At 68.2% G+C, this 20,586-nt stretch carries 15 protein-coding genes; 9 read left to right on the forward strand and 6 right to left on the reverse strand.

The features are described from left to right. Window positions 1–115 precede the first annotated feature (115 nt). Complete coding sequence (locus tag N5J73_RS15010) at window positions 116–640, forward strand: GNAT family N-acetyltransferase (protein ID WP_049448272.1); 525 nt, start codon at window positions 116–118, stop codon at window positions 638–640. Window positions 641–757: 117 nt separating this feature from the next. Here the strand turns inward: N5J73_RS15010 and N5J73_RS15015 are convergent, their stop codons facing one another. After that, window positions 758–1,411: a DUF480 domain-containing protein gene (locus tag N5J73_RS15015; protein ID WP_049448273.1), complete on the reverse strand. Its 654-nt coding sequence runs from the start codon at window positions 1,409–1,411 to the stop codon at window positions 758–760. A 100-nt stretch (window positions 1,412–1,511) separates the two neighbouring features. Between N5J73_RS15015 and N5J73_RS15020 the strand changes: the two genes are divergently transcribed. The 4 genes from N5J73_RS15020 (at window position 1,512) to plsB (ending at window position 7,171) form a co-directional block, all read left to right on the forward strand. After that, on the forward strand, window positions 1,512–2,435 hold the full coding sequence (locus tag N5J73_RS15020; RefSeq protein ID WP_049448275.1) for a 5'-nucleotidase, lipoprotein e(P4) family: 924 nt from the start codon (window positions 1,512–1,514) through the stop codon (window positions 2,433–2,435). Next, window positions 2,432–3,157, forward strand: a complete 726-nt coding sequence (gene pyrF / locus N5J73_RS15025) for an orotidine-5'-phosphate decarboxylase (protein WP_049448277.1) — start codon at window positions 2,432–2,434, stop codon at window positions 3,155–3,157. The genes N5J73_RS15020 and pyrF overlap by 4 nt, the downstream gene beginning before the upstream one ends. Before the next feature lie 424 nt (window positions 3,158–3,581). Beyond that, a complete protein-coding gene (locus tag N5J73_RS15030) occupies window positions 3,582–4,535 on the forward strand; it encodes a hypothetical protein (protein WP_049448278.1) in 954 nt (317 codons plus the stop codon). After that, window positions 4,535–7,171, forward strand: coding sequence for a glycerol-3-phosphate 1-O-acyltransferase PlsB (gene plsB / locus N5J73_RS15035; RefSeq protein ID WP_049448279.1), 2,637 nt, complete (start codon window positions 4,535–4,537; stop codon window positions 7,169–7,171). The genes N5J73_RS15030 and plsB overlap by 1 nt, the downstream gene beginning before the upstream one ends. Window positions 7,172–7,259: 88 nt before the next feature. Here plsB and N5J73_RS15040 read toward each other — a convergent pair whose 3' ends face one another. Continuing rightward, complete coding sequence (locus N5J73_RS15040; protein ID WP_005421068.1) at window positions 7,260–7,463, reverse strand: YdcH family protein; 204 nt, start codon at window positions 7,461–7,463, stop codon at window positions 7,260–7,262. 91 nt (window positions 7,464–7,554) lie between these two features. Between N5J73_RS15040 and ttcA the strand changes: the two genes are divergently transcribed. From ttcA to N5J73_RS15055, 3 genes are read left to right on the forward strand one after another with little or no spacing between them, the layout of a single operon-like run. Beyond that, a complete protein-coding gene (gene ttcA / locus N5J73_RS15045) occupies window positions 7,555–8,475 on the forward strand; it encodes a tRNA 2-thiocytidine(32) synthetase TtcA (RefSeq protein WP_049448281.1) in 921 nt (306 codons plus the stop codon). Window positions 8,476–8,511: 36 nt separating this feature from the next. Next, a complete protein-coding gene (locus N5J73_RS15050) occupies window positions 8,512–9,417 on the forward strand; it encodes a recombination-associated protein RdgC (protein ID WP_005411825.1) in 906 nt (301 codons plus the stop codon). A gap of 59 nt (window positions 9,418–9,476) precedes the next feature. Then, window positions 9,477–10,256 (forward strand): SprT family zinc-dependent metalloprotease, encoded by a 780-nt coding sequence (locus N5J73_RS15055; RefSeq protein ID WP_049448282.1) that lies wholly within the window; start codon window positions 9,477–9,479, stop codon window positions 10,254–10,256. A 348-nt stretch (window positions 10,257–10,604) separates the two neighbouring features. Here the strand turns inward: N5J73_RS15055 and N5J73_RS15060 are convergent, their stop codons facing one another. Further along, a complete protein-coding gene (locus N5J73_RS15060; protein WP_049448284.1) occupies window positions 10,605–11,471 on the reverse strand; it encodes a methylglyoxal synthase in 867 nt (288 codons plus the stop codon). Window positions 11,472–11,639: 168 nt separating this feature from the next. On the opposite strand from N5J73_RS15060, the gene N5J73_RS15065 reads away from it, so the two are divergent. Then, window positions 11,640–14,048, forward strand: a complete 2,409-nt coding sequence (locus N5J73_RS15065; protein ID WP_049448324.1) for an ATP-binding protein — start codon at window positions 11,640–11,642, stop codon at window positions 14,046–14,048. Here N5J73_RS15065 and N5J73_RS15070 read toward each other — a convergent pair. The 3 genes from N5J73_RS15070 to N5J73_RS15080 form a co-directional block, all read right to left on the reverse strand. Then, the gene (locus tag N5J73_RS15070; RefSeq protein ID WP_049448285.1) at window positions 14,034–15,479 is read right to left on the reverse strand and encodes an FAD-dependent oxidoreductase; all 1,446 of its coding nucleotides are present in this window, start codon (window positions 15,477–15,479) and stop codon (window positions 14,034–14,036) included. The two genes, N5J73_RS15065 and N5J73_RS15070, sit on opposite strands and share 15 nt — an antisense overlap. Before the next feature lie 50 nt (window positions 15,480–15,529). Further along, complete coding sequence (gene gltB, locus N5J73_RS15075; RefSeq protein WP_049448287.1) at window positions 15,530–19,984, reverse strand: glutamate synthase large subunit; 4,455 nt, start codon at window positions 19,982–19,984, stop codon at window positions 15,530–15,532. Window positions 19,985–20,158: 174 nt separating this feature from the next. Then, a complete protein-coding gene (locus N5J73_RS15080; protein ID WP_049448289.1) occupies window positions 20,159–20,548 on the reverse strand; it encodes an I78 family peptidase inhibitor in 390 nt (129 codons plus the stop codon). Window positions 20,549–20,586: the final 38 nt, after the last annotated feature.

Genomic DNA, 20,586 nt, shown 5'->3' on the forward strand with positions numbered 1-20,586 from the left:
ACCGGCCTCTGACAGATGCCGGGCGCTTCCTTCCACGGCAATGCAAAGAAAATCAAAAGCAACAGCAGCAGCCGGGGGCTGAGGCACAATCGGACTTTCTGTTGGAGGTCTGCGCGTGCATCCGATTGAAAGCGAACGTCTGCGGTTGCGCCGGATCGATCCGGAGGGTGATGCCGGGCAGATGCTGGCGCTGTTGAATGATCCGGGCTTCGTGCGCTTCATCGGTGATCGTGGCGTGCGTACGCAGCAGGAGGCGCGCGACTACGCGGCGATGCGGGTACTGCCGGCCTATGCGCTGCATGGCTATGGCATGTATGCCATCGAGCGGTTGTCCGATGGTGCCTGGCTGGGCAATGCCGGGCTGGTGCGGCGCGATGGCTTGCCGGGGCCGGACATCGGCTATGCGGTGCTGTCGCAATTCGCCGGGCAGGGCTACGCCGGTGAGGCGGCGCGGGCGGTGTTCGCGCATGCGCGCGCTGGGCTGGGCCTGCACGATCTGTATGGCATTACCGATCTGGACAACGTGGTGTCCGGGAAGATCCTGCTGGGGTTGGGGATGCAGGAGCGCGGGGTGATCCAGCTGCCGGGCGTGGACAGCCCGAGCCGGTTGTATGCCACCCCGGGTGCGGCGCAGGTCTGACCCCTGATGTTGGCAGGTGCCGGCCACTGGCCGGCACAGTAGCGGCTGATGGTGGGCGCCGACCGTTGGTCGGCACTATTCAGATGCAGTGCCGACCAACGGTCGGCACCCACCCCTTCAACCGCGCAGTTCGGCCAGCTGTGCCTGCAGTTCGGCCACGGCCGCTTCCAGCTGCGCCACGCGCTCGGCCAGGCCCGGGTCGGCCGCATCGCTGCTGCCACCGCCGCTGTTGGCGTACCTGGCCGCCAGCGCCGCGCCGTCCACTTCGCCGCACAGCAGGTGCATGTAGCGGTCTTCGCGCTGGCCACTGGCGCGCGGCAGCACCACCAGCAGCGCGCGCTGCTGCAGGCGCTCGATGGCGTGGCGGGCTTCGTCGGTGTCGGCGAAGCGGTGCAGGCGTTCGCTGCGCGTGATCAGTTCGCCCAGCGTCTGCGGCCCACGCAGCAGCAGCAGCGCCAGCAGCACGGTCTGCTGCCGGGTCAGGTCCAGCGCGGCCTGCAGGCGGTGCTCGTAACGGTCCGCGCGCGAGGAGAAGTGCTGGCGGGCCAGGCCCAGTGCCTCCAGCTGGCGCAGCGCATGCTGCACGCTGCCGGCGTCCACGTTCATCACCGGTTCGCGGGCGGTCTTCTGGTTGGCGGCTGATTGGGCGGCATTGACCGTCAGTGGGTAGGTATCCGGAGTGGTCGCCTCCTTCTCCACCAGGCAGCCCAGCAGGCGGGCCTGCACGGCGTCGAGCAGGGGAACGTCGGGGGTCTGGGCAGGGTCGGTCATGGCGGCTTCCGGAAGACAACGGGTCAACCGCCAAGCATAGCCGTCCCGGCGGTGCCTTTGCCGGTAAAATGCGCCGGTATATCTGATTGCCGGTGAATCCATGCGTCGTCCCGTTTCCCTGTCCCTGACCCTGCTCGCCACTGCGGCGCTGGGCCTGTCCGCCTGCAAGCGCGTGGATGCGCCTGCCGCCGAAGCCGCTGCACCGGAGGCCCCGGCCGCCGCTGCCAAGGCCGATGGCGCGCTCGATGCCACTGCCAACGACAATCTCAATGCAGTGTTGTGGATGCAGCGCGCGCAGGAGTACAAGGCGATCACCGAGCAGACCTACCGTGCCGCCGCCGATCACCTGGATGCCGCGCTGAAGGAAGCCCACTGGGATGCGCTGGTGCCCGAAGAACGCGGCAACGAGGCCAAGGGCCTGAAGCCGGCCGTGGTGTTGGACGTGGACGAGACCGTGCTGGACAACTCGCCCTACCAGGCGCGCCTGGTCCGCGACGGCAAGGAATACGATGAAATGACCTGGGACCAGTGGGTGGCCGAAAAGAAGGCCAAGGCCATTCCGGGCGTGGTCGATTTCGCCAAGGCCGCCAATGCCAAGGGCGTGACCCTGCTGTACATCTCCAACCGCGCCGTGCACCTGAAGGACGCGACCCTGGCCAACCTGCGCGAGCAGGGCCTGCCGGTGGCCGATGACAGCGTGTTCCTGGGCCTGGGCACCGTGGTCGAAGGCTGCGAGCAGGCCGGCAGCGAGAAGAACTGCCGCCGTCGCCTCGCCGGGCAGAAGTACCGTGTGCTGATGCAGTTCGGCGACCAGCTGGGCGATTTCGTCGAAGTGACCGCCAACACCAACGAGGGTCGTGACGCGCTGCTGCAGCAGTACCACGACTGGTTCGGCGAGCGCTGGTGGATGCTGCCGAACCCGACTTACGGCGGCTTCGAGCCGGCGCAGTTCAACAACGACTACAGCCAGTCGCGCCAGTCCCGTCACGACGCCAAGCGCGCTGCCCTGGACTACGCACCGTGAGCCGCGCACCGCTGCCGCTGCGCGACGACGAGCGCCTGATCTTCGCGCTGGACGTGCCTGACCGCGTGCAGGCGCTGGAGTGGGTCGACCGCCTCGGCGACAGCGTGGCGTTCTACAAGATCGGCATGGAACTGCTCGCCTCCGGCGAGTACTTCCAGGTGCTGGACGAGCTGGCCCGCCGCGACAAGCGCGTGTTCGTCGACCTGAAGTTCTTCGACATCCCGGCCACCGCCGCAGCGGTCATCAAGCGCCTGTCGCAGTGGCCGGTCAGCTACGCCACCATCCACGGCTGGCACCCGGCGATGATGGAAGCCTGCGCGGCCGCCAACAGCAGCGACATGCGCCTGCTGGCGGTGACCGTGCTGACCTCGATGGGCCGCCTGGACCTGGCGCAGATGGGCATCGACCGCGAGCCAGTGGACGTGGTGGTCGAGCGCGCGCTGGCCGCCCAGGCGGCTGGCATTGATGGCGTGATCGCCTCGGGCCAGGAAGCCGGCCCGATCCGGGCCGCCACCGGCGCCGGGTTCTCGATCGTCTGCCCGGGCATCCGCCCCGGCGGCCCGGTCGGTGATGACCAGAAGCGTACCGTTGGCGTGGCCCAGGCCTTTGCCGATGGCGCCGATGCCATCGTGGTCGGCCGTCCGATCCGCCTGGCCGCCGATCCGCAGGCCGCGGCGCGGGCCATCCAGCAGGAAATCGCGTCGGCGCTGGCTGCGCGCTGAGATTCCGCTGCCAAGGCTGCAGGATCGAGCGCCATCCCGACCCGCGCGGGATGGCGTTTTTGCATCCGCCCGGGGAGCGGTTGTGCCCGAATCGCCGCAAAACCTGCCGCAGATTTCCTGACCCTGGCCCCACGTACCAAGTGGATCAATAAAATCAATAATTTATATGGCATTACGTGAAGTGTTGCCTTAACTTGAGCGGCAGCGTAGGATCGCCGCCATCCGGTCCTCGGACCGGACATGCGCCACACCACTGTCCACCGGCCCTGCGCCGGCTTGAAGAGCCTGTGATCCCCGTGATCCCGGCTCTTTTTTTATTCCGGTCAGTGACTTGCACGGGCAACAGCGGAAACCGTGACGCCCCGGCTTGCCGCTGTCACGTCGCAGGCCGCAAGATGCGGACCGGTCCGGGGAGTCCGAGTGCATGAGCGTGGCAGTGCGAGGAAGGTCTGCGCGTGGATGGGGGTTGGCAGCCATGCTGCTGCTGGCCGTGGCCGCGTGTCGTGAATCGGCCAACGATCCGGCCAAGCCGGCGGCCGAACCGGTTGCGGCGGTGCAGGCCATGGCCCTGCGCCTGGCCGAGGACGATCTGGTCGGCTACGCGAAGCTGTCGGTACCGCCGAGCCAGTACCAGCGCCTGCAGCAGGCGTGGGACGAGGGCCACAGCCAGTGGCCGCTGACCGAGCTCCCGCTGGGCGACCAGCTGCTGCCGATGCTGGCCGCCCTGCGTGCGCCCAATGCCAGCGTCGAACTGCAGCGCAGCTTCGACCGCCAGCTGGCCGGCCAGGCCGGTGCCGTGCGCCAGGCCGCGCAGTCGATGGGCAACTTCGGTGTGCAGTACCTGCGCCATCAGAAGGGCTATACGCCCGGCCAACAGGCCCACTACATCGCCCTGGTGGAAACCCTCGCCAGCTGGGCGCAGGGGGCACCGATCAGTGACCGTGCCCGCGCGCGCAGCACCATCGCCGCGCTGGTCGGCGCGGCCGACAAGGTCGGCTTCGACGATGAGGCCGGCCTGCAGGCCGCCGGCATGGAAGGCAGCCTGCAGCAGCTGGCACCGTTCATCCACACCCTCAAGGCGGTGCTGGGCAGCTACGGGCTGGGCGTGGACGACGCGCTGCGCAGCGTGCGTGGTGAGCTGCTCTCGGTGGAGGGCGACAATGCCCTGGTACGCCTGCACTACGACCTGGCTGGCCGCGAAATGACCCTGCAGCTGCCGCTGAGCCGGCGCGAAGGCCACTGGTACCTGACCCGAACCCTGGCCGACACCGACGCCCTGCTGCGCAAGGCCGACGCGGCCCGCGCTGCTGCGTCGCCGTCACCGGCCGAAGCCCCCGCCGACGGTGGGGAAGCGGCAACGCCGCCGCCTAAGCCATAATGGCGCCGATGTCGAAACAGAACCCGCTGCCGTTCCCCGGCGAAGAATCCCAGTCGACGCCCGCCGATACGGTGCCGGCGTCCCCCTCGACCGGTACCGGCCCGAACCCGGTACCGCCGCCCGCGCACGCGCGTCCGGCTGGCCGCCGCCCGCTGTGGGCACGGTTGCTGGGCCGCCTGGTCGAGCCGTGGCTGTCGCTGAAGATCGAGCCGGAAGACCCGGGCCAGTACAACGATGGCCGCCCGGTCATGTACGTGCTGGAAGACTACGGCCTGTCCAACGCGCTGATCCTGGACAAGGCCTGCCGCCAGGCCGGCCTGCCGTCGCCGCTGGTGCCGCTGGCCGGTGACCCGACCGGCCGCAAGCGCGCTTACCTGGCACTGTCGCGCCGCAGCTCCAGCAACTCGCTGATCCCCGAGCAGCGCGGCGCCAAGACCCATTCCGATTCGCTGGCCAAGGTCCTGCAGGCGCATCGCGTGCGCGACGACCTGGACGTGCACCTGGTGCCGGTGTCGATCTTCGTCGGCCGCGCGCCGGACAAGCAGAGCGGCTGGTTCGCTGTGCTGTTCTCGGAAAACTGGGCGCTGGTCGGCCGCTTCCGCCGCCTGCTGGCGGTACTGCTCAACGGCCGCAGTACCATCGTTCGCTTCGCCCCGCCGATCTCGCTGCGCAGCACCGTGGACGAAGGCCTGGAGCCGGAGCGCACGGTACGCAAGCTGCAGCGCGTGCTGCGTACGCACTTCCGCCGCATCCGTGAATCGGTGATCGGCCCCGACCTGTCGACCCGGCGCCTGCTGGTGGACCAGGTGCTGGCCGCCGAACCGGTGCGCGAAGCGATCGCCGCGCAGGCCAAGCGCGACAACTCCAAGCCGGCCGATGCCTGGAAGAAGGCGCATGCCTACGCCTGGGAAATCGCCGCGGACTACTCCAGCCCGGTGGTGCGCTCGGCCAGCTTCATGCTCAGCCACGTGTGGAACCGCATCTATGCGGGCGTACTGGTGCACCACCTGGACAAGTTCAAGGCCGCCGCGCCGGGCCACGAAGTGGTCTACGTGCCCAGCCACCGCAGCCACATGGACTACCTGCTGCTGTCCTACCTGCTGTACGACCGCGGCATCGTGCCGCCACACATCGTGGCCGGCATCAACCTGAACCTGCCGGTGGTCGGCACCCTGCTGCGCAAGGGCGGTGCGTTCTTCATCCGCCGTTCGATCCGCGGCAACGCGCTGTATTCGGCGGTGCTCAGTGAGTACGTCGCGCAGCTGGTGGCCGGTGGCTACTCGCTGGAGTACTTCGTCGAAGGTGGCCGCTCGCGTACCGGCCGGCTGCTGCAGCCCAAGGGCGGCATGATCTCGATGACCCTGCGCGCGTTCCTGCGCCAGCCGCGCAAGCCGGTGCTGTTCCAGCCCATCTACATCGGCTACGAGAAGCTGATGGAAGGCGGCAGCTACCTGGACGAACTGTCCGGGCGGCCGAAGGAAAAGGAATCGATCTGGTCGCTGCTGTGGGGCATCCCCAAGGTGCTCAAGCAGAACTACGGCCAGGTGGTGGTGAACTTCGGCGAACCGATCGCACTGAACGACGTGCTGGCCGAGAAGGCGCCGGAGTGGAAGGGCGAGGCGGTATCCGAGGACGAGAAGCCGGCCTGGCTGTCGACCACGGTGGACACGCTGGCCGAACGCATCCAGGTGCGCATCAACGGCGCTGCCGACGTCAACCCGATCAACCTGCTGGCGCTGGCGCTGCTGTCCACGCCGAAGCACGCGATGGGCGAGGCCGACCTGATCGCGCAGATCGAGCTGTGCAAGACCCTGCTGGTCGAGATGCCGTACTCGGACCGGGTGACGGTGACCCCGCACTCGCCGGAGCGGATCATCGCCCATGCCGAGGAAATCAACGTCCTCACCCGCATCAAGCACCCGCTGGGCGATGTGCTCAGCGTCAGTGGCGACACCGCGGTGCTGCTCAGCTACTTCCGCAACAACGTGGTGCATCTGTTCACCGCCTCGTCGTGGGTGGCCTGCTGCTTCCAGAACAACCGTCGCATGAGCCGTACCGGGCTGGTCCAGCTGGGGCGCACGGTGTACCCGTTCCTGCAGGCCGAACTGTTCCTGCCGTGGAGCGAGGACGAGTTCGCCCACCGCATCGACCGGACCATCGATGTGTTCGTGCGCGAGGGCCTGCTGCAGAACGTCAACGATGACGACGGCGGCATCCTGGCGCGTAATACCGGGCAGACCGACGAGGTGTTCCGCCTGCGTGCGATCGGCCATTCGCTGCAGCAGGCGTTCGAGCGCTACTACATCGCCATCTCGGTGCTGGTGAAGAACGGCCCCGGCGTGCTCGGCGCCGCCGAGCTGGAAAGCCTGTGCCAGCAGGCGGCGCAGCGGCTGAGCCTGCTCTATGCACCGGCGGCGCCGGAGTTCTTCGACAAGTCCCTGTTCCGCGGCTTCATCCAGAAGCTGCGCGAACTGCGCCTGGTGTGGCCGGACGAAAACAGCAAGCTGCTGTTCGACGAGCGGCTGGATGCCTGGGCCAAGGATGCCAAGTTCATCCTGGGCCGCGAGCTGCGCCACACCATCGAACGGGTCAGCCCGGAAGCGGCGCGCCCGGACGAGCCCGCGCCGCAGGATTGAACGTAGCGCCGGGTCCTGCGGTGGGTGTGGACCTTGGTCCACACCTTCCAGCCGTGCCAACCAAGGTTGGCACCCACCAGGACGGTCTTCAGGCCGGTTCGTCAGGAATCTGCAGGCTTTCCAGCCTGGCGATGCAGTCCTTCAGCTGCAGCTTGCGCCGCTTCAGGCGCTTGGCTTCCAGTTCATCCTCGCCGTTGGCCGCCATGCGGGTGATCTGTTCATCCAGCAGGCGGTGCTCAGCGCGCAGGGCGGCGAGGTGCTCGACGATCTCGGCGGGGCTGTAGGTGTCCACAGCCTCTGAGCATACACAGCGATGATGACCGCCGGGAGAGGGGAATTCCGACCCCCGGCCGGGGCCGCTCCGAGCCGTTAGAATGGAGCCCATGAGTGCCGTGATTTCCCTTCCCGATCCCCTGCCGCGCGCCGCCCGCGATCCGCGCGTGGCCGAGCGCGAGCAGCACAAGCTGGCCAAGCGCCTGCGCCGCCAGGTCGGCGAGGCGATTGCCGACTTCGGCATGATCGAGGCTGGCGACAAGGTGATGGTCTGCCTGTCCGGCGGCAAGGACAGCTACACCCTGCTGGACGTGCTGCTGCAGCTGCAGAAAAAGGCGCCGGTGCCGTTCGAGCTGGTGGCGGTGAACCTGGACCAGAAGCAGCCGGGCTTCCCCGAGCACATCCTGCCGGAGTACCTGGCCGGGCTGGGCGTGCCGTACCACATCATCGAGCAGGACACCTATTCGGTGGTCAGCCGGGTCATTCCGGAAGGCAAGACGATGTGCTCGCTGTGCTCGCGGCTGCGTCGTGGTGCGCTGTACAACTACGCCGAAATCCATGGCTTCACCAAGATCGCGCTGGGCCATCACCGCGACGACATGGTGGCCACGTTCTTCATGAACCTGTTCCACCACGCCAAGCTGTCGGGCATGCCGCCGAAGCTGCGCAGCGACGACGGCAAGCACGTGGTGATCCGGCCGCTGGCCTACGTGCGCGAGAGCGACATCGTCGACTACGCGCAGGTACGCCAGTTCCCGATCATTCCCTGCAACCTGTGCGGCAGCCAGGAGAACCTGCAGCGCCGCCAGGTCGGCCTGATGCTGAAGCAGTGGGAGAAGGACCACCCGGGCCGCATCGAGCAGATCGCGCGCGCCATGGGTGAAGTCCGGCCCTCGCAGCTGGCCGACACCACCCTGTTCGACTTCATGGCGCTGGGCCGTCGCGACGACGCGCCGCTGCCCGACGCCCATGCCTGGCTGGCCGGTTCACCGGCCGATGCCGACGCAGATCCCGAGACGCCCACCGTTTAAGGTCGGTCGCCCTTTCTCTTTGCCATCCGGAATTCCATGTTCTTTCGCAACCTGACGTTCTTCCGTTTCCCGACCACCACCGATTTTTCCGAAGTCGACACCCTGCTGCCGCACGCCCTGCTCAAGCCGGTCGGCGCACTGGAAATGAATTCGCGCGGCTTCATCTCGCCGTTCGGCCGCGAGGAGAAGGAACTGCTCTCCCACCGCATCGCCGAACACCTGTGGCTGACCGTGGGCGGCGAGGACAAGATCCTGCCGGCGGCGGTGGTCAACGACCTGCTTGAGCGCAAGCTGGAGGAGATCGAGGAGAAGGAAGGCCGCCGCCCGGGTGGCCGCGAGCGCAAGCGCATGAAGGACGACCTGCTGCATGAACTGCTGCCGCGCGCCTTCGTGAAGTCCTCGCGCAACGACGCCTTCATCGACCTGCAGCACGGCTACGTGGCAGTGGATACCTCCAGCCGCAAGACCGGCGAGTACTTCATGTCCGACATCCGTGGCCTGCTCGGCAGCTTCCCGGCGATGCCGCTGAACGCCGAAGTCGCACCGCGTTCGATCCTGACCGGCTGGATTGCCGGCGAGCCGCTGCCGACCGGGCTGAGCCTGGGCGAAGAATGCGAGATGAAGGACCCGGTGGAAGGCGGCGCGGTGGTCAAGTGCCAGCACCAGGAACTGCGCTGCGACGAGATCGACAAGCACCTGGACGCCGGCAAGCAGGTGACCAAGCTGGCGCTGATCTTCGAGGACAACCTGTCGTTCGTGATCGGCGACGACCTGATCGTGCGCAAGCTGAAGTTCCTCGACGGCGCCCTGGACCAGCTGGAGCATGCCGATGAAGACGGCCGCCGCGCCGAGTTCGATGCCCGCTTCGCCCTGCAGAGCGCCGAGATCCGCCGCCTGTTCCTGTTGCTGGAAGAAGCCTTCAAGCTCAGCAAGGCTGACTGAACAGGCAGCCCGACGGCCGCCGGTCATCCGGCGGCCCGAAGCAGCGCTATGCTGGGCGCATGAGCCGTCTGCTGCGCCGCCTGATCAGCCCGACCCCGCCTGCCACCGTACAGCGCGACACCGTTCGCCTGCGCCTGGAGGATGCCGAGATCGAGGTACTGCGCGTGCGTGATCCGCGTGCGCGCCGCATCAAGCTGAGCGTGGACGAGCGCGGCGCACGACTGACCCTGCCGCTGCGGGCCAGCCTGGTGATGGGCGAGCGTTTCCTGGAGCAGCACCGCGACTGGCTGGCGCTGCAGCTGCGCCAGTACCAGGGCCAGGGCCTGCCGGCCCCGCTTCAGCCCGGCGAAGACGGCGTGCTGCCACTGCGCGGTGAACTGTTGCCGTTGCGCTGGCAGGAAGGCCGCTACGCGCGCCTGGAGATCGACGAACACGGCGCCTGCGTGCAGTGGCCGACCCGCGGCGGTGACGCCACCCTGCGCCGTCTGCTGCGCGAGTTCTACGAAGCCCAGACCCGCGCCGACGTCGGTCGCTGGCTGCCGAAGTACCTGCCCACCCTGCCGCGCGCACCCAGCCGCCTGCGGCTGAAGGTGATGTCCTCGCAGTGGGGTTCGCTGGCGCCTGACGGCAGCATGGCGCTGGACCTGGCCCTGGTGTTGGGCCGCTCGGAAGCGTTCGAGTACGTGCTGGTGCACGAACTCTGCCACCTGATCCAGCCCAACCACTCGCCCGCGTTCTGGCACGAAGTGGAACAACGCTTCCCCGCCTGGCGGCAACAGCGCGACTACTTCCAGCTTGAAGGGCGACGCCTGAAGGCCATGTTGCGGCAACTGCTGTAGCGCCAGCGCTACAGCAGTTGCCCACGCATTCTTCCTCTACCCCCGCCTTCGGCGCGCCCCTTCAACAGAAGGGGCTTTCCTCCAGCCCGCCCTGGCAACGCGCCATGGAGCGCGCGCAGCGCGCGACCCGCTCCTGCTCTTCCTTCCTTCTTCCGTGGTGGACACACCGGAAAGTGTCCGTGGCCGGCTGGGGTGGGTTGCGCAGGGGCGTGAGCCGCATGGATGCGGCGACCGAGCTTACAAGGACGTACTTGCAGCGCCCCCTGCGTAATCCACCCCGCCCGGCCAAGCACGGCTTTGCCTTCGGATACCACCCACCACGAGGGGCTCAGCCGTTGGCCGAAACCCTCACCCCGCCCGCAACGCCGCTGCCGTGGCCCAACGTGCCGCCACCCGCGGCGCCGTAATGCACACCGCCTGATCGGTCACCGTCGTCACCGCACGCTCCAGCAGCTGGATATCCGCCTCATGCTGGCGCGCCACATGCGGGTCCTCGAAGAAGATCGCACGCTGGCAACGCCCTTCCAGCACCCGGTCGGCAATCTGCGCATCACCGCCCATCGGGCCACTCTGGTAGCGCGTTACCCAGGGCGTATCGCTGGGCCAGCCCCGGCTCCAGGCCAGCTCGTTCAAGCGCTGGCCGGTGGTGCCGGTCGCCACGCGTTCACCGAACCGGGCCAGCACATCGAAGTGTTCATCGGCGAAGGCCAGCATCGCCGGCTTCATCGCATCGTGCGCGATCAGCGCCAGTGTCTGTCCTTCGAACGCATGCAGGTCGTCGGCGCCGGCATCGGCCGCCAGCCCGGCGTGGATGCGCTCCACCTCGACCCAGTCGCGTGCGGTGGCCACGGTCGAAATGAACGGTTTGCCGTGGATCACGCACTGTCGCTTCAGGGCCGTGGCCTCCGGAAACACCGAGGACGGATCGACCGGATCAATCAGATAGATCGCACCATCCAGTGTCCGATCCGGGCCCATCCCGACCACCTCGGCGACCAGCTTCATCAGGCCACCCTCGCGCCCGTAGGGATAGCGGTGCAGTCCCCCATATCCAGCGAGGAAGCCCTGTCGTCCGATCGCGTCATGGGTGCGGCCGACCGCGTGCAGCGACACGCCCAGTTCGCGCAGGCCGGGTTCGCTGACACGCAGCCAGCGGAACAGGGCGGCGCGCGCGTCGTGGTGGTGGAGACGGTTGGCAGCCAGGCCGATGCGCATCGAAAACTCCGCAGGTACGGGTGAAGGCGGCAGTGTATGTCGGCATTCCCCTCTCTGGATGTTTTTACAACTTTCTTCATTGCGGCCTGTCCGCACGTCGCTAGCGTGGCAGACAGCGGTACCGCTGCGCGGCCGTGCACTTCAGTCCGCGAAATGAGGATGCCCATCGTGAACGTCGCTGGCCTGCCTGCCGCCGCCGTGGTCCTGGCCTGCCTGCTGCTGCCCACCACAGCCGCCGCCGCTGGCTGCGAGTCGCCGCTGCACATCGCCTGGCCCGCCGACCGCGCACCGTTGTCCTCCAGCGAACAAGGCCAGGCGCGCGGGCTCGGCGCGCAGTACCTGGCGCTGCTGGAAGCACAGCGCCCGCTGCAGATGCAGCCACTGCGGGGCGTTGCCGTGGCCGAGGGGGCGTTGCCCCACGACACCCAGGCACTGCTGGGGTGGCCACGTTCGCAGGTGCCCATCGGCTGGGTGGCCAGCGCGCCCTACCTGCAGCTGCCGCAGGTGATCGTGCGGCGCCGGGATGCGCCGCCGGTCATGGGGCTTGAGGCCCTGCGCGGGCGCACCGTGGCCAGTCCCGATCCATTGCCGCTGACTGCGCTGCTGGCCGAGCAGGCGCCCGGTGCGCAGCTGCTGCCACCGGCACCGATCGACGACGCGCTGTCGCTGCTGGGTACCGGCCTGATCGATGCCGTGATCGCCAATCTCGGCGAGGTCGAGGCCGCGTTACGCCGCTATCGTGGAGATTCGCTGGTGGTCGCAGCACCGGCAGGAATCGAGGATGCGCTGGTGCTGGCCGTCGTGCCCGCCTGTGCCGATGTCATCAGCGAGTTCGAGCACGCCGTGTCGCAGCTGACGGACGCGCAGCACGAGGCGATCCGCGCAGCCTGGCAGCCGGCCGGGCCACGCAGCCAGTCGTCACCGTCGCCCTTGCGTTGGCTGGTAACCGCCTCGCTGATCCTGCTGGCGCTCGCGCTGGTATACGCCTTCGGCTATTGGCGCGTGCACCGTGAAAGCGCGCGCCGCCGCGTAGCCGCGCAACGCCTGCAGGAGGTGACCTCGAATCTGCCGGCTGTGGTCTATCAGGCACGACGCTCCGCCGCGGGCTATTACAGTTTTCCTCAGATTGCAGGTGACGTGCAGACGTTGTTCGGGATCAGCGTGGAAACCGCGCTGATCGACCAGCAGCGCCTGCTCGCAGCGGTCCACCCTGAGGATCGCAATCGGCTGATGGACGCTGTCGATGCCGCTGCGCTGGCGCGTGGCCCGATCGACGTCACCTTCCGCACGCGATCGCCACAGGGCTGGCGTTGGGTACGCTCTCATGGTCGACCGCTGTCCTGCGATGACGGCGATGTCGAGTGGAGTGGCTACTGGATCGATGTCAGCGAGGCGCAGTCGCGCACCCGGGCGCTGGCCGAAGCGCGCCGGGAGGCCGAGCAGGTGGCGCAGGACAAGACCCACTTCCTGGCAACGATGAGCCACGAGATCCGCACGCCGATGAGCACCCTGCTGGGCATGCTCGAACGACTGGCTGGCAGCGACTTGGATCCGGGCCAGCAGCAGGTGCTGGCGACAGTCGGTGATGCCGCGCGGATGCTGCGGCAGATCCTCGACGATGTGCTGCACAGCCAGCGATTCCAGGCTGCGCCGCTGCAGCTGCGGCCCACGGATCTGGGCGCTCTGGTACGCGCGGTGCAGCAGCTGCTGATGCCGGTCGCAGCCAGCCGCGGCCTGTACCTGCGCGCCGAGCTGGATCCGGCATTGCAGGCTGGATCGCTCGCCGACGGTCTGCGCGTGCGCCAGATCCTGTTCAACCTTGCCGGCAACGCGCTCAAGTTCACCGAGCAAGGGGGCGTGGAACTGCGGGTGCAGGTGCTGCAGCAATTCGATGGTGGCCAGCGCCTGCGCCTGCAGGTGAGCGACAGCGGCGTAGGCATCAGTCCGGAGCGGCAACAGGCGGTGTTTGCCGCTTACACCCAGGCCGAAGCATCCACAACACGCCGCTTCGGTGGCAGCGGCCTGGGCCTGGCGATCTGCCGCGAGCTGGCCGAGTCGATGGGCGCGCAGCTGCAGCTGCGCAGCGCGCCAGGCGAGGGCACCACGGTAAGGATGGAGCTTGAGCTGGCTGGCTGTGCGTTGCCCGCAGAGCCGCGACCTCTGCCGTTGTCGGCAATGCGGCCACTGTCGCCGGCCCGGGTGCTGGCAGCCGATGATCATCCCACCAACCTGCTTCTGCTGGAGCAGCGCCTGTGCGAGCTGGGACTGCAGGTGCACGCCTGCGGGGACGGCCGGCAGGCCTTCGAGGCCTGGCAGACGAAACCCTTCGACCTGGTCATCACCGACTGCCACATGCCGCACATGGACGGCTTCGCGCTGGCGCGGGCGATCCGTGCCGACCCTTGCCCGGCGCGTGCGCAGGTGCCGATCATCGCGCTGACCGCCAGCGTGCTGGATCGCACCCGCGACGCCTGCCGCGTGGCCGGCATCGACCACTTCCTGGCCAAGCCAGTGGAAACCCGCGAACTGCACGCGCTGTTGGCCGTGCTGCTGGCGCCGCTGTCAGCGGGTCAGTAGCCGCACGATGCTGGCGGCGGCATCGCGACCCTCGGCCACGGCGGTTACCACGAGGTCAGCGCCGCGCACCGCATCGCCACCGGCGAACAGACGCGGATGTGCGGTCTGGAATGGCAGGCGATCCTTGCCACCGGCCACGATGCGACCGTTGGACTGGCCTTCCACGCCGTGTTCGGTGAGCCACGCCGGCACGGTTGGTGAGAAGCCGAAGGCGATGATCACCACGTCCGCCTCCAGCAGCGATTCGCTGCCGTCGATCGGCACCGCATTCTGGCGGCCATTGGCATCGGGCTCGCCAAGTCGGGTCTCGACCACGGTCACGCCGATCACTTCGTCGTCGGCGCCGGCTTCGATCGACAGCGGCTGGCGGTTGAACAGGAAGCGCACGCCTTCTTCGCGAGCATTGGCCACTTCGCGCGCGCTGCCGGGCATGTTGGCTTCGTCGCGACGATAGGCACAGGTGACCTTGGCTGCGCCCAGCCGCACGGCACTGCGCACGCAGTCCATGCCGGTATCGCCGCCACCGAGCACCACCACGCGCTTGCCGTTGAGGTCGGGCAGGGCGATGGTGTCCTCCCAGCCGGCGATCGGCCGGCCCTTCGGATCATCGCCGCCGACGATGCGGCTGTTCTGCACCAGGAACGGCAGCGCCGGCAGCACGCCCTTCAGGTCCTGGCCGTCGAGGCCGCCGTCGGTGTAGCGATAGGCGCCGGTACCAACGAACACCGCGTCGTGGGAGTCCAGCAGCTGCTGCACGCTCAGGTCGCGACCGATCTCCACGCCGAGGCGGAACTGCACGCCCATGCCTTCCAGCACTTCGCGGCGGCGATGGATCACGTCCTTGTCCAGCTTGAAGCTGGGAATACCGAACTGCAGCAGGCCGCCGATCTGCTCGTAGCGGTCGTAGACCACGGCGGTGATGCCGGCGCGGGCCAGGCGGTCGGCGCAGGCCAGGCCGGCCGGGCCTGCACCGATCACCGCCACGCTGTGGCCGGTCGGCTGCACCGCACCTAGATCCGGGCGCCAGCCGCTGGCCAGCGCGGTATCGACGATGTACTTCTCCACCGCACCGATGGTGACCGCGCCGAATTCCTCCAGCGTGCAGCTGCCTTCGCACAGGCGGTCCTGCGGGCAGACCCGGCCGCACACTTCCGGCAGCGGGTTGGTGCTGTGGCACAGCGTGGCCGCTTCATGGATGCGGTTCTCCTGCACCAGCTGCAGCCACTGCGGAATCGCGTTGTGTACCGGGCACTTCCAGCTGCAGTAGGGGTTGCCGCAATCCAGGCAGCGGCCGGCCTGGTACTGCGCGTCCTCCTTGCCGAACTTGCCGTACAACTCGCCCCAGTCGCCGGAGGTGCGCAGTTCCACCGGGATGCGCTGCGGCATGGTGCGGGGCAGGTCGAGGAACTGGAAGGCGTGCTTGCGGCTCATGGCGGGCTCTGTGGTGTTTTGCGGTTGCCGGCCAGCGGCCGGCACTACCGTTACGCGGCGCGGCGGAGGGTTTCGGTCAGCGACTCGATGCTGGCGGCCTTCGGTTTGACCAGCCAGAACTTGCCGATGTAATCGCGGAACTCGTCCAGGATCTGCTGCGCCCAGATGCTGCCGGTCAGCTCGCGATGACGACCGATCAGGCGGTGCAGATGCTGGCGGTAGTTCTCGAAGCCCTCGGCGGAGACGCGATGGATGTCGATCAGCTCGTGGTTGTAGCGGTCGACGAAATCGCGGTCCACGTCCAGCACGTAGGCCAGGCCGCCGGTGAAGCCGGCACCGAAGTTCAGGCCGACCTTGCCCAGCACCAGCACCACGCCATCAGTCATGTATTCGCAGCAGTGGTCACCGGCGCCTTCCACCACCGCCAGCGCGCCGGAATTGCGCACCGCGAAGCGTTCGCCCGCGCGGCCGGCGGCAAACAGCTCGCCCCCGGTGGCGCCGTACAGGCAGGTGTTGCCGATGATGGCGGTGCTGCGGGCCTCGAAGCGCGCGCCGCGCGGCGGGCGCACCACCAGGCGGCCGCCGGCCATGCCCTTGCCGACGTAGTCGTTGGCTTCACCCTCCACTTCCAGGTGCAGGCCACCCACGTTGAACGCGCCGAAGCTCTGCCCGGCACTGCCGCGGAAGCGCAGTTCCAGCGGTGCCTCGGCCATGCCCTGATTGCCGTGCGTGCGGGCCACCGCGCCGGCCAGGCGGGTGCCGATGCTGCGGTCGGTGTTGTGGATCAGGAAGCGATGCTCGCCGCCGCGCTTGTGTTCGATGGCGGAGGACAGCAGGCCGTCCATCTGCGTGGCCAGGCTGTCCGGCGATTCGTACAGGCGCTGCGCGGCGCAGTGGCTGCCTTCGTAGCGGCTGTCGGCCAGCAGGCGCGACAGGTCCACGCGCACGCCCTCGCGCGGCGCCGTTTCGACCTGCCGCAGCAGGTCGGTACGGCCGACGATCTCGTCCAGCGAACGCGCCCCCAGGTAGGACAGCCAGCCGCGCACTTCCTCGGCCAGCAGGTGGAAGAAGTTCTCCACGCGCTCCGGCTGGCCGGTGAAGTGGTTCTCGCGCAGGCGTTCGTCCTGGGTGGCCACGCCAGTGGCGCAGTTGTTGAGGTGGCAGATGCGCAGGTACTTGCAGCCCAGCACGATCATCGGCGCGGTGCCGAAGCCGAAGCTGTCCGCACCCAGCAGCGCGGCCTTGACCACGTCCAGGCCGGTCTTCAGGCCACCATCGGTCTGCAGCAGGGTGCGCCCGCGCAGGTCGTTGGCCAGCAGCGCCTGGTGCGCTTCGGCCACGCCCAGTTCCCACGGTACGCCGGCATAGCGGATCGAGCTGACCGGCGAGGCACCGGTGCCGCCGTCGTGGCCGGAAATGGTGATCAGGTCCGCGCCGGCCTTGACCACGCCGGCGGCAATCGTGCCGACGCCGGCATGGCTGACCAGCTTCACCGACACCAGCGCGGTCGGGTTGACCTGCTTCAGGTCGTAGATCAGCTGCGCCAGGTCTTCGATCGAATAGATGTCGTGGTGCGGCGGCGGCGAGATCAGGCCGATGCCCGGGCGCGCGTAGCGCAGCCGCGCGATCAATTCGTTGACCTTGTGGCCGGGCAGCTGGCCGCCCTCGCCGGGCTTGGCGCCCTGCGCGACCTTGATCTGCAGCACCTCGGCATTGACCAGATATTCAGCGGTGACGCCGAAACGGCCGGAAGCCACCTGCTTGATCTTGCTGCGCTTTGTGGTGCCATAGCGGGCGGGATCCTCACCGCCTTCGCCGGAATTGCTGCGGCCGCCGAGGCGGTTCATGGCAATGGCCAATGCTTCATGTGCTTCCGGCGACAGTGCGCCCAGGCTGATCGCCGCAGTATCGAAGCGCGGGAACAGGGTACTGGCTGGAGCCACCTCGTCCAGCGGTACCGGCGTGGCCGCCGGCACCAGTTCCAGCAGGTCGCGCAGCGCCGACGGCGGCCGTGCATGCACCGCATCGCAGTACTGCTGCCAGGCACGCGGATCGCCGCTGCGCGCCGCGCGCTGCAGGGTGGTGACCACATCCGGGTTGTACATGTGGTACTCGCCGCCGTGCACGTACTTCAGCAGGCCGCCGACATCCACGTCCTGCTGCGCATCCCAGGCCTGCGCGCACAGATCGCGTGCGTCGGCATCCAGGCGCGCGAAACCGGCACCACCGATGCGCGAGGCGGTATCCGGGAAGCACAGATCCACGACCTCCGGTTCCAGGCCGATGATCTCGAACAGCTGCGCGCCGCGGTAGCTGGCCACGGTACAGATGCCCATCTTCGAGATGATCTTCGACAGGCCCTTGTAGACGCCCTTGCGGTAGCGGCGGCCGATCTGCGACTGCTCACCGCCCTTGCTGAGCTTGAGAATGCCGCGTCGGCCCAGGTCGAACAGGGTCTGGTAGGCCAGGTACGGATACACCGCCGTGGCGCCGAAGCCGAGCAGGCAGGCCATGTGGTGCGGGTCGCGCGCTGTGCCGGTCTCGACGATGAGATTCACGTCGCAGCGCAGGCCCAGCCGCGAGAGGTGATGGTGGATGGCGCTGGTGGCCAGCAGCGCATGCACCATCGGCCGCCCGGCCACCGGGTAGCGGTCGGACAGCAGCAGCATCACCATGCCGTCGCGCGCGGCCTGTTCGGCTTCGCTGCAGATGCGTTCGATGCCGGCGCGCAGGCCCTCGTCTTCGCTGTAGGACAGGTCGAGCAGGCGGTTGGCCTGCACGTACTGGTCCATCTTCAGCAGCTGGCGCAGCTTGCGCTGGCTCAGCACCGGCGAATTGAGGATGACGTGGTTCACCGTCTCCGGGCCGGCATGGAAGATGTTGGTCTCCTTGCCAAGCTGGGTGGACAGCGACATCGCGCAGTCTTCGCGCAGCGGGTCGATCGGCGGGTTGGTGACCTGCGCGAACGCCTGGCGGAAATAGTCGTACAGCGGGCGGCTGCGCTGGCTCAGCACCGCCATCGGCGTGTCATCGCCCATCGAGCCGGTGGCTTCCTGCTCGGTCTCGGCCAGCGGCCGCAGCACCTGCTCCACTTCCTCGCTGCTGAGCTGGTAGAGCTTGTGGTAGCTGCGCAGGGTGCCTTCGTCAAAGGGTTCTTCCACCAGCGACGGGTCGATCAGTTCGGTCTGCAGGTAGGTCACGCCCTGCTGCAGCCACTGCTTGTACGGCGCGCGACCACGGTTGATGCGGTCGATGGCTTCGGAGTCGAGCAGGTCGCCGCGCTTGAGGTCGATGGCGATCATCTCGCCGGGGCCGAGCTTGCCCTTGCGCACCACGCGCTCGGTCGGCACTTCCCACACGCCCGCTTCGGAGGCGACCAGGAAATGACGGTCGGCGGTCAGCATCCAGCGCGCCGGGCGCAGGCCGTTGCGGTCGAGGGTGCAGACGGCGTAGCGGCTGTCGCAGGCAACGATGCCGGCCGGGCCGTCCCACGGCTCGCTGTTCAGGCCGTGGAACTCGTAGAACGCGGCCAGGTCCGGATCCTTGAACTCCAGCGACTGGGTGGCGGGCGGCACCAGGATGCGCAGCGCCTGGATCAGCTCCATGCCACCGGCGACCATCAGCTCCAGCATGTTGTCCAGGCTCTGCGAGTCCGAACCGTGCATGGAAATAACCGGGTCAAACTCGCCGATATCAAAGCGCGGCGTCTTCCACACCTTGCTGCGTGCTTGCGCCCAGCGCCGGTTGCCTTCGATGGTGTTGATCTCGCCGTTGTGGGCGAGCATGCGGAACGGGTGGGCCAGCGGCCAGCGCGGCAACGTGTTGGTGGAGAAGCGCTGGTGGAACACGATGGCGCTGGAGGCCAGTTCGCGGCGCTGCAGGTCCGGGAAGAAGCGGCTCAGCTTGTCCGGCAGCACCATGCCCTTGTAGCTGATCGCATCCGGGGTGAGCGTGGTGACGTAGAAGTCGGCGTGATCGCGCAGCTCCTGCTCGCTGCGGCGGCGTGCCAGGAACAACGCCAGCGCGAAGCCGGCATCATCCTGGCCAACGCCGGCATCGACGAACACCTGTTCGATGCGCGGCAGCGTGTCGCGCGCCAGTTGGCCGCAGACGCTGTCGTCGGTCGGTACCTCGCGCCAGCCGGCAACCTTGCAGCCCACCGCTTCCACCTGCGCCTGCAGCTGGGCGCGGCAGGCCTGCGCCGCGTCGGCGTCGTGGGGCAGGAACACCAGGCCGGCGGCGAAGCGTGCGGCGACGGCAATGCCGGCCTCACTCGCCAGCAGTTTCAGGAACGCATCGGGGCGGCGCAGCAGCAGGCCGCAGCCATCGCCGGTCAGGCCATCGGCGGCGACACCGCCACGGTGGGTCATGCGCGAAAGCGCGGCGATGGCGGTATCAACCAACAGGCGCGATGGTTGATCGTCGAGCTGGGCGACCATGCCAAATCCACAGGCATCGCGCTCGGAGCGCGGGTCGTAAAGCCCTTGGCGGTTGCGGGGGGCCATCTCTACCTCGATGCGTATAGGGTTGGCGGCGACACTCGTCCCCGCTCATTCCCTGGAGCGCATCGTGAGGCCACCGGATGCCTCGACTAGATCACAGGTTGCTGCAACGCCGCAATACACGGTTGCAGGTGCAACGGAACGCGCCGGCAACCCAGTGCCGGCGCGGGGCGGGACTCAGCCGCAGCGCACGCCGCTGACGGCGCCCTTGTCGTCCACTTCGATGTTCAGGCGGTCGCCGAGGAACTCCATCGTGGCCACGTCGTTGGGCTTGAGCACGCGCAGCTGGCTGGCGCCCGCATCTTCCTGCGCCTGCTTGCCCACGGCGTCGGTGTAGGCCTGGCCGACCAGGCTCTGCACCTGGCTGGCGTCGCAGGTGCCGACCGGCGGTGCCTCGGTGGCCTTGCCGGCGTCGTCGGCCGGCGCCTTGGCTGCTTCGGCGGCCTGCTGGGCGTGGGCGGTGGCCGAATCCTGTTCATCCAGCGCCGGTGCCTGGCAGGCGGTCAGGGCCAGCACGGCCGGCAGCAACAGGGCGGAGAGCGAACGGGCGCGAATCGGGAACGACATCATGACTCCGGAAGGGGTTGTGAAGACCCGAGCATAGC

Origin of the sequence: Stenotrophomonas sp. GD03654 (genome assembly GCF_029845105.1) — a bacterium.
GTDB lineage: Bacteria > Pseudomonadota > Gammaproteobacteria > Xanthomonadales > Xanthomonadaceae > Stenotrophomonas > Stenotrophomonas africana.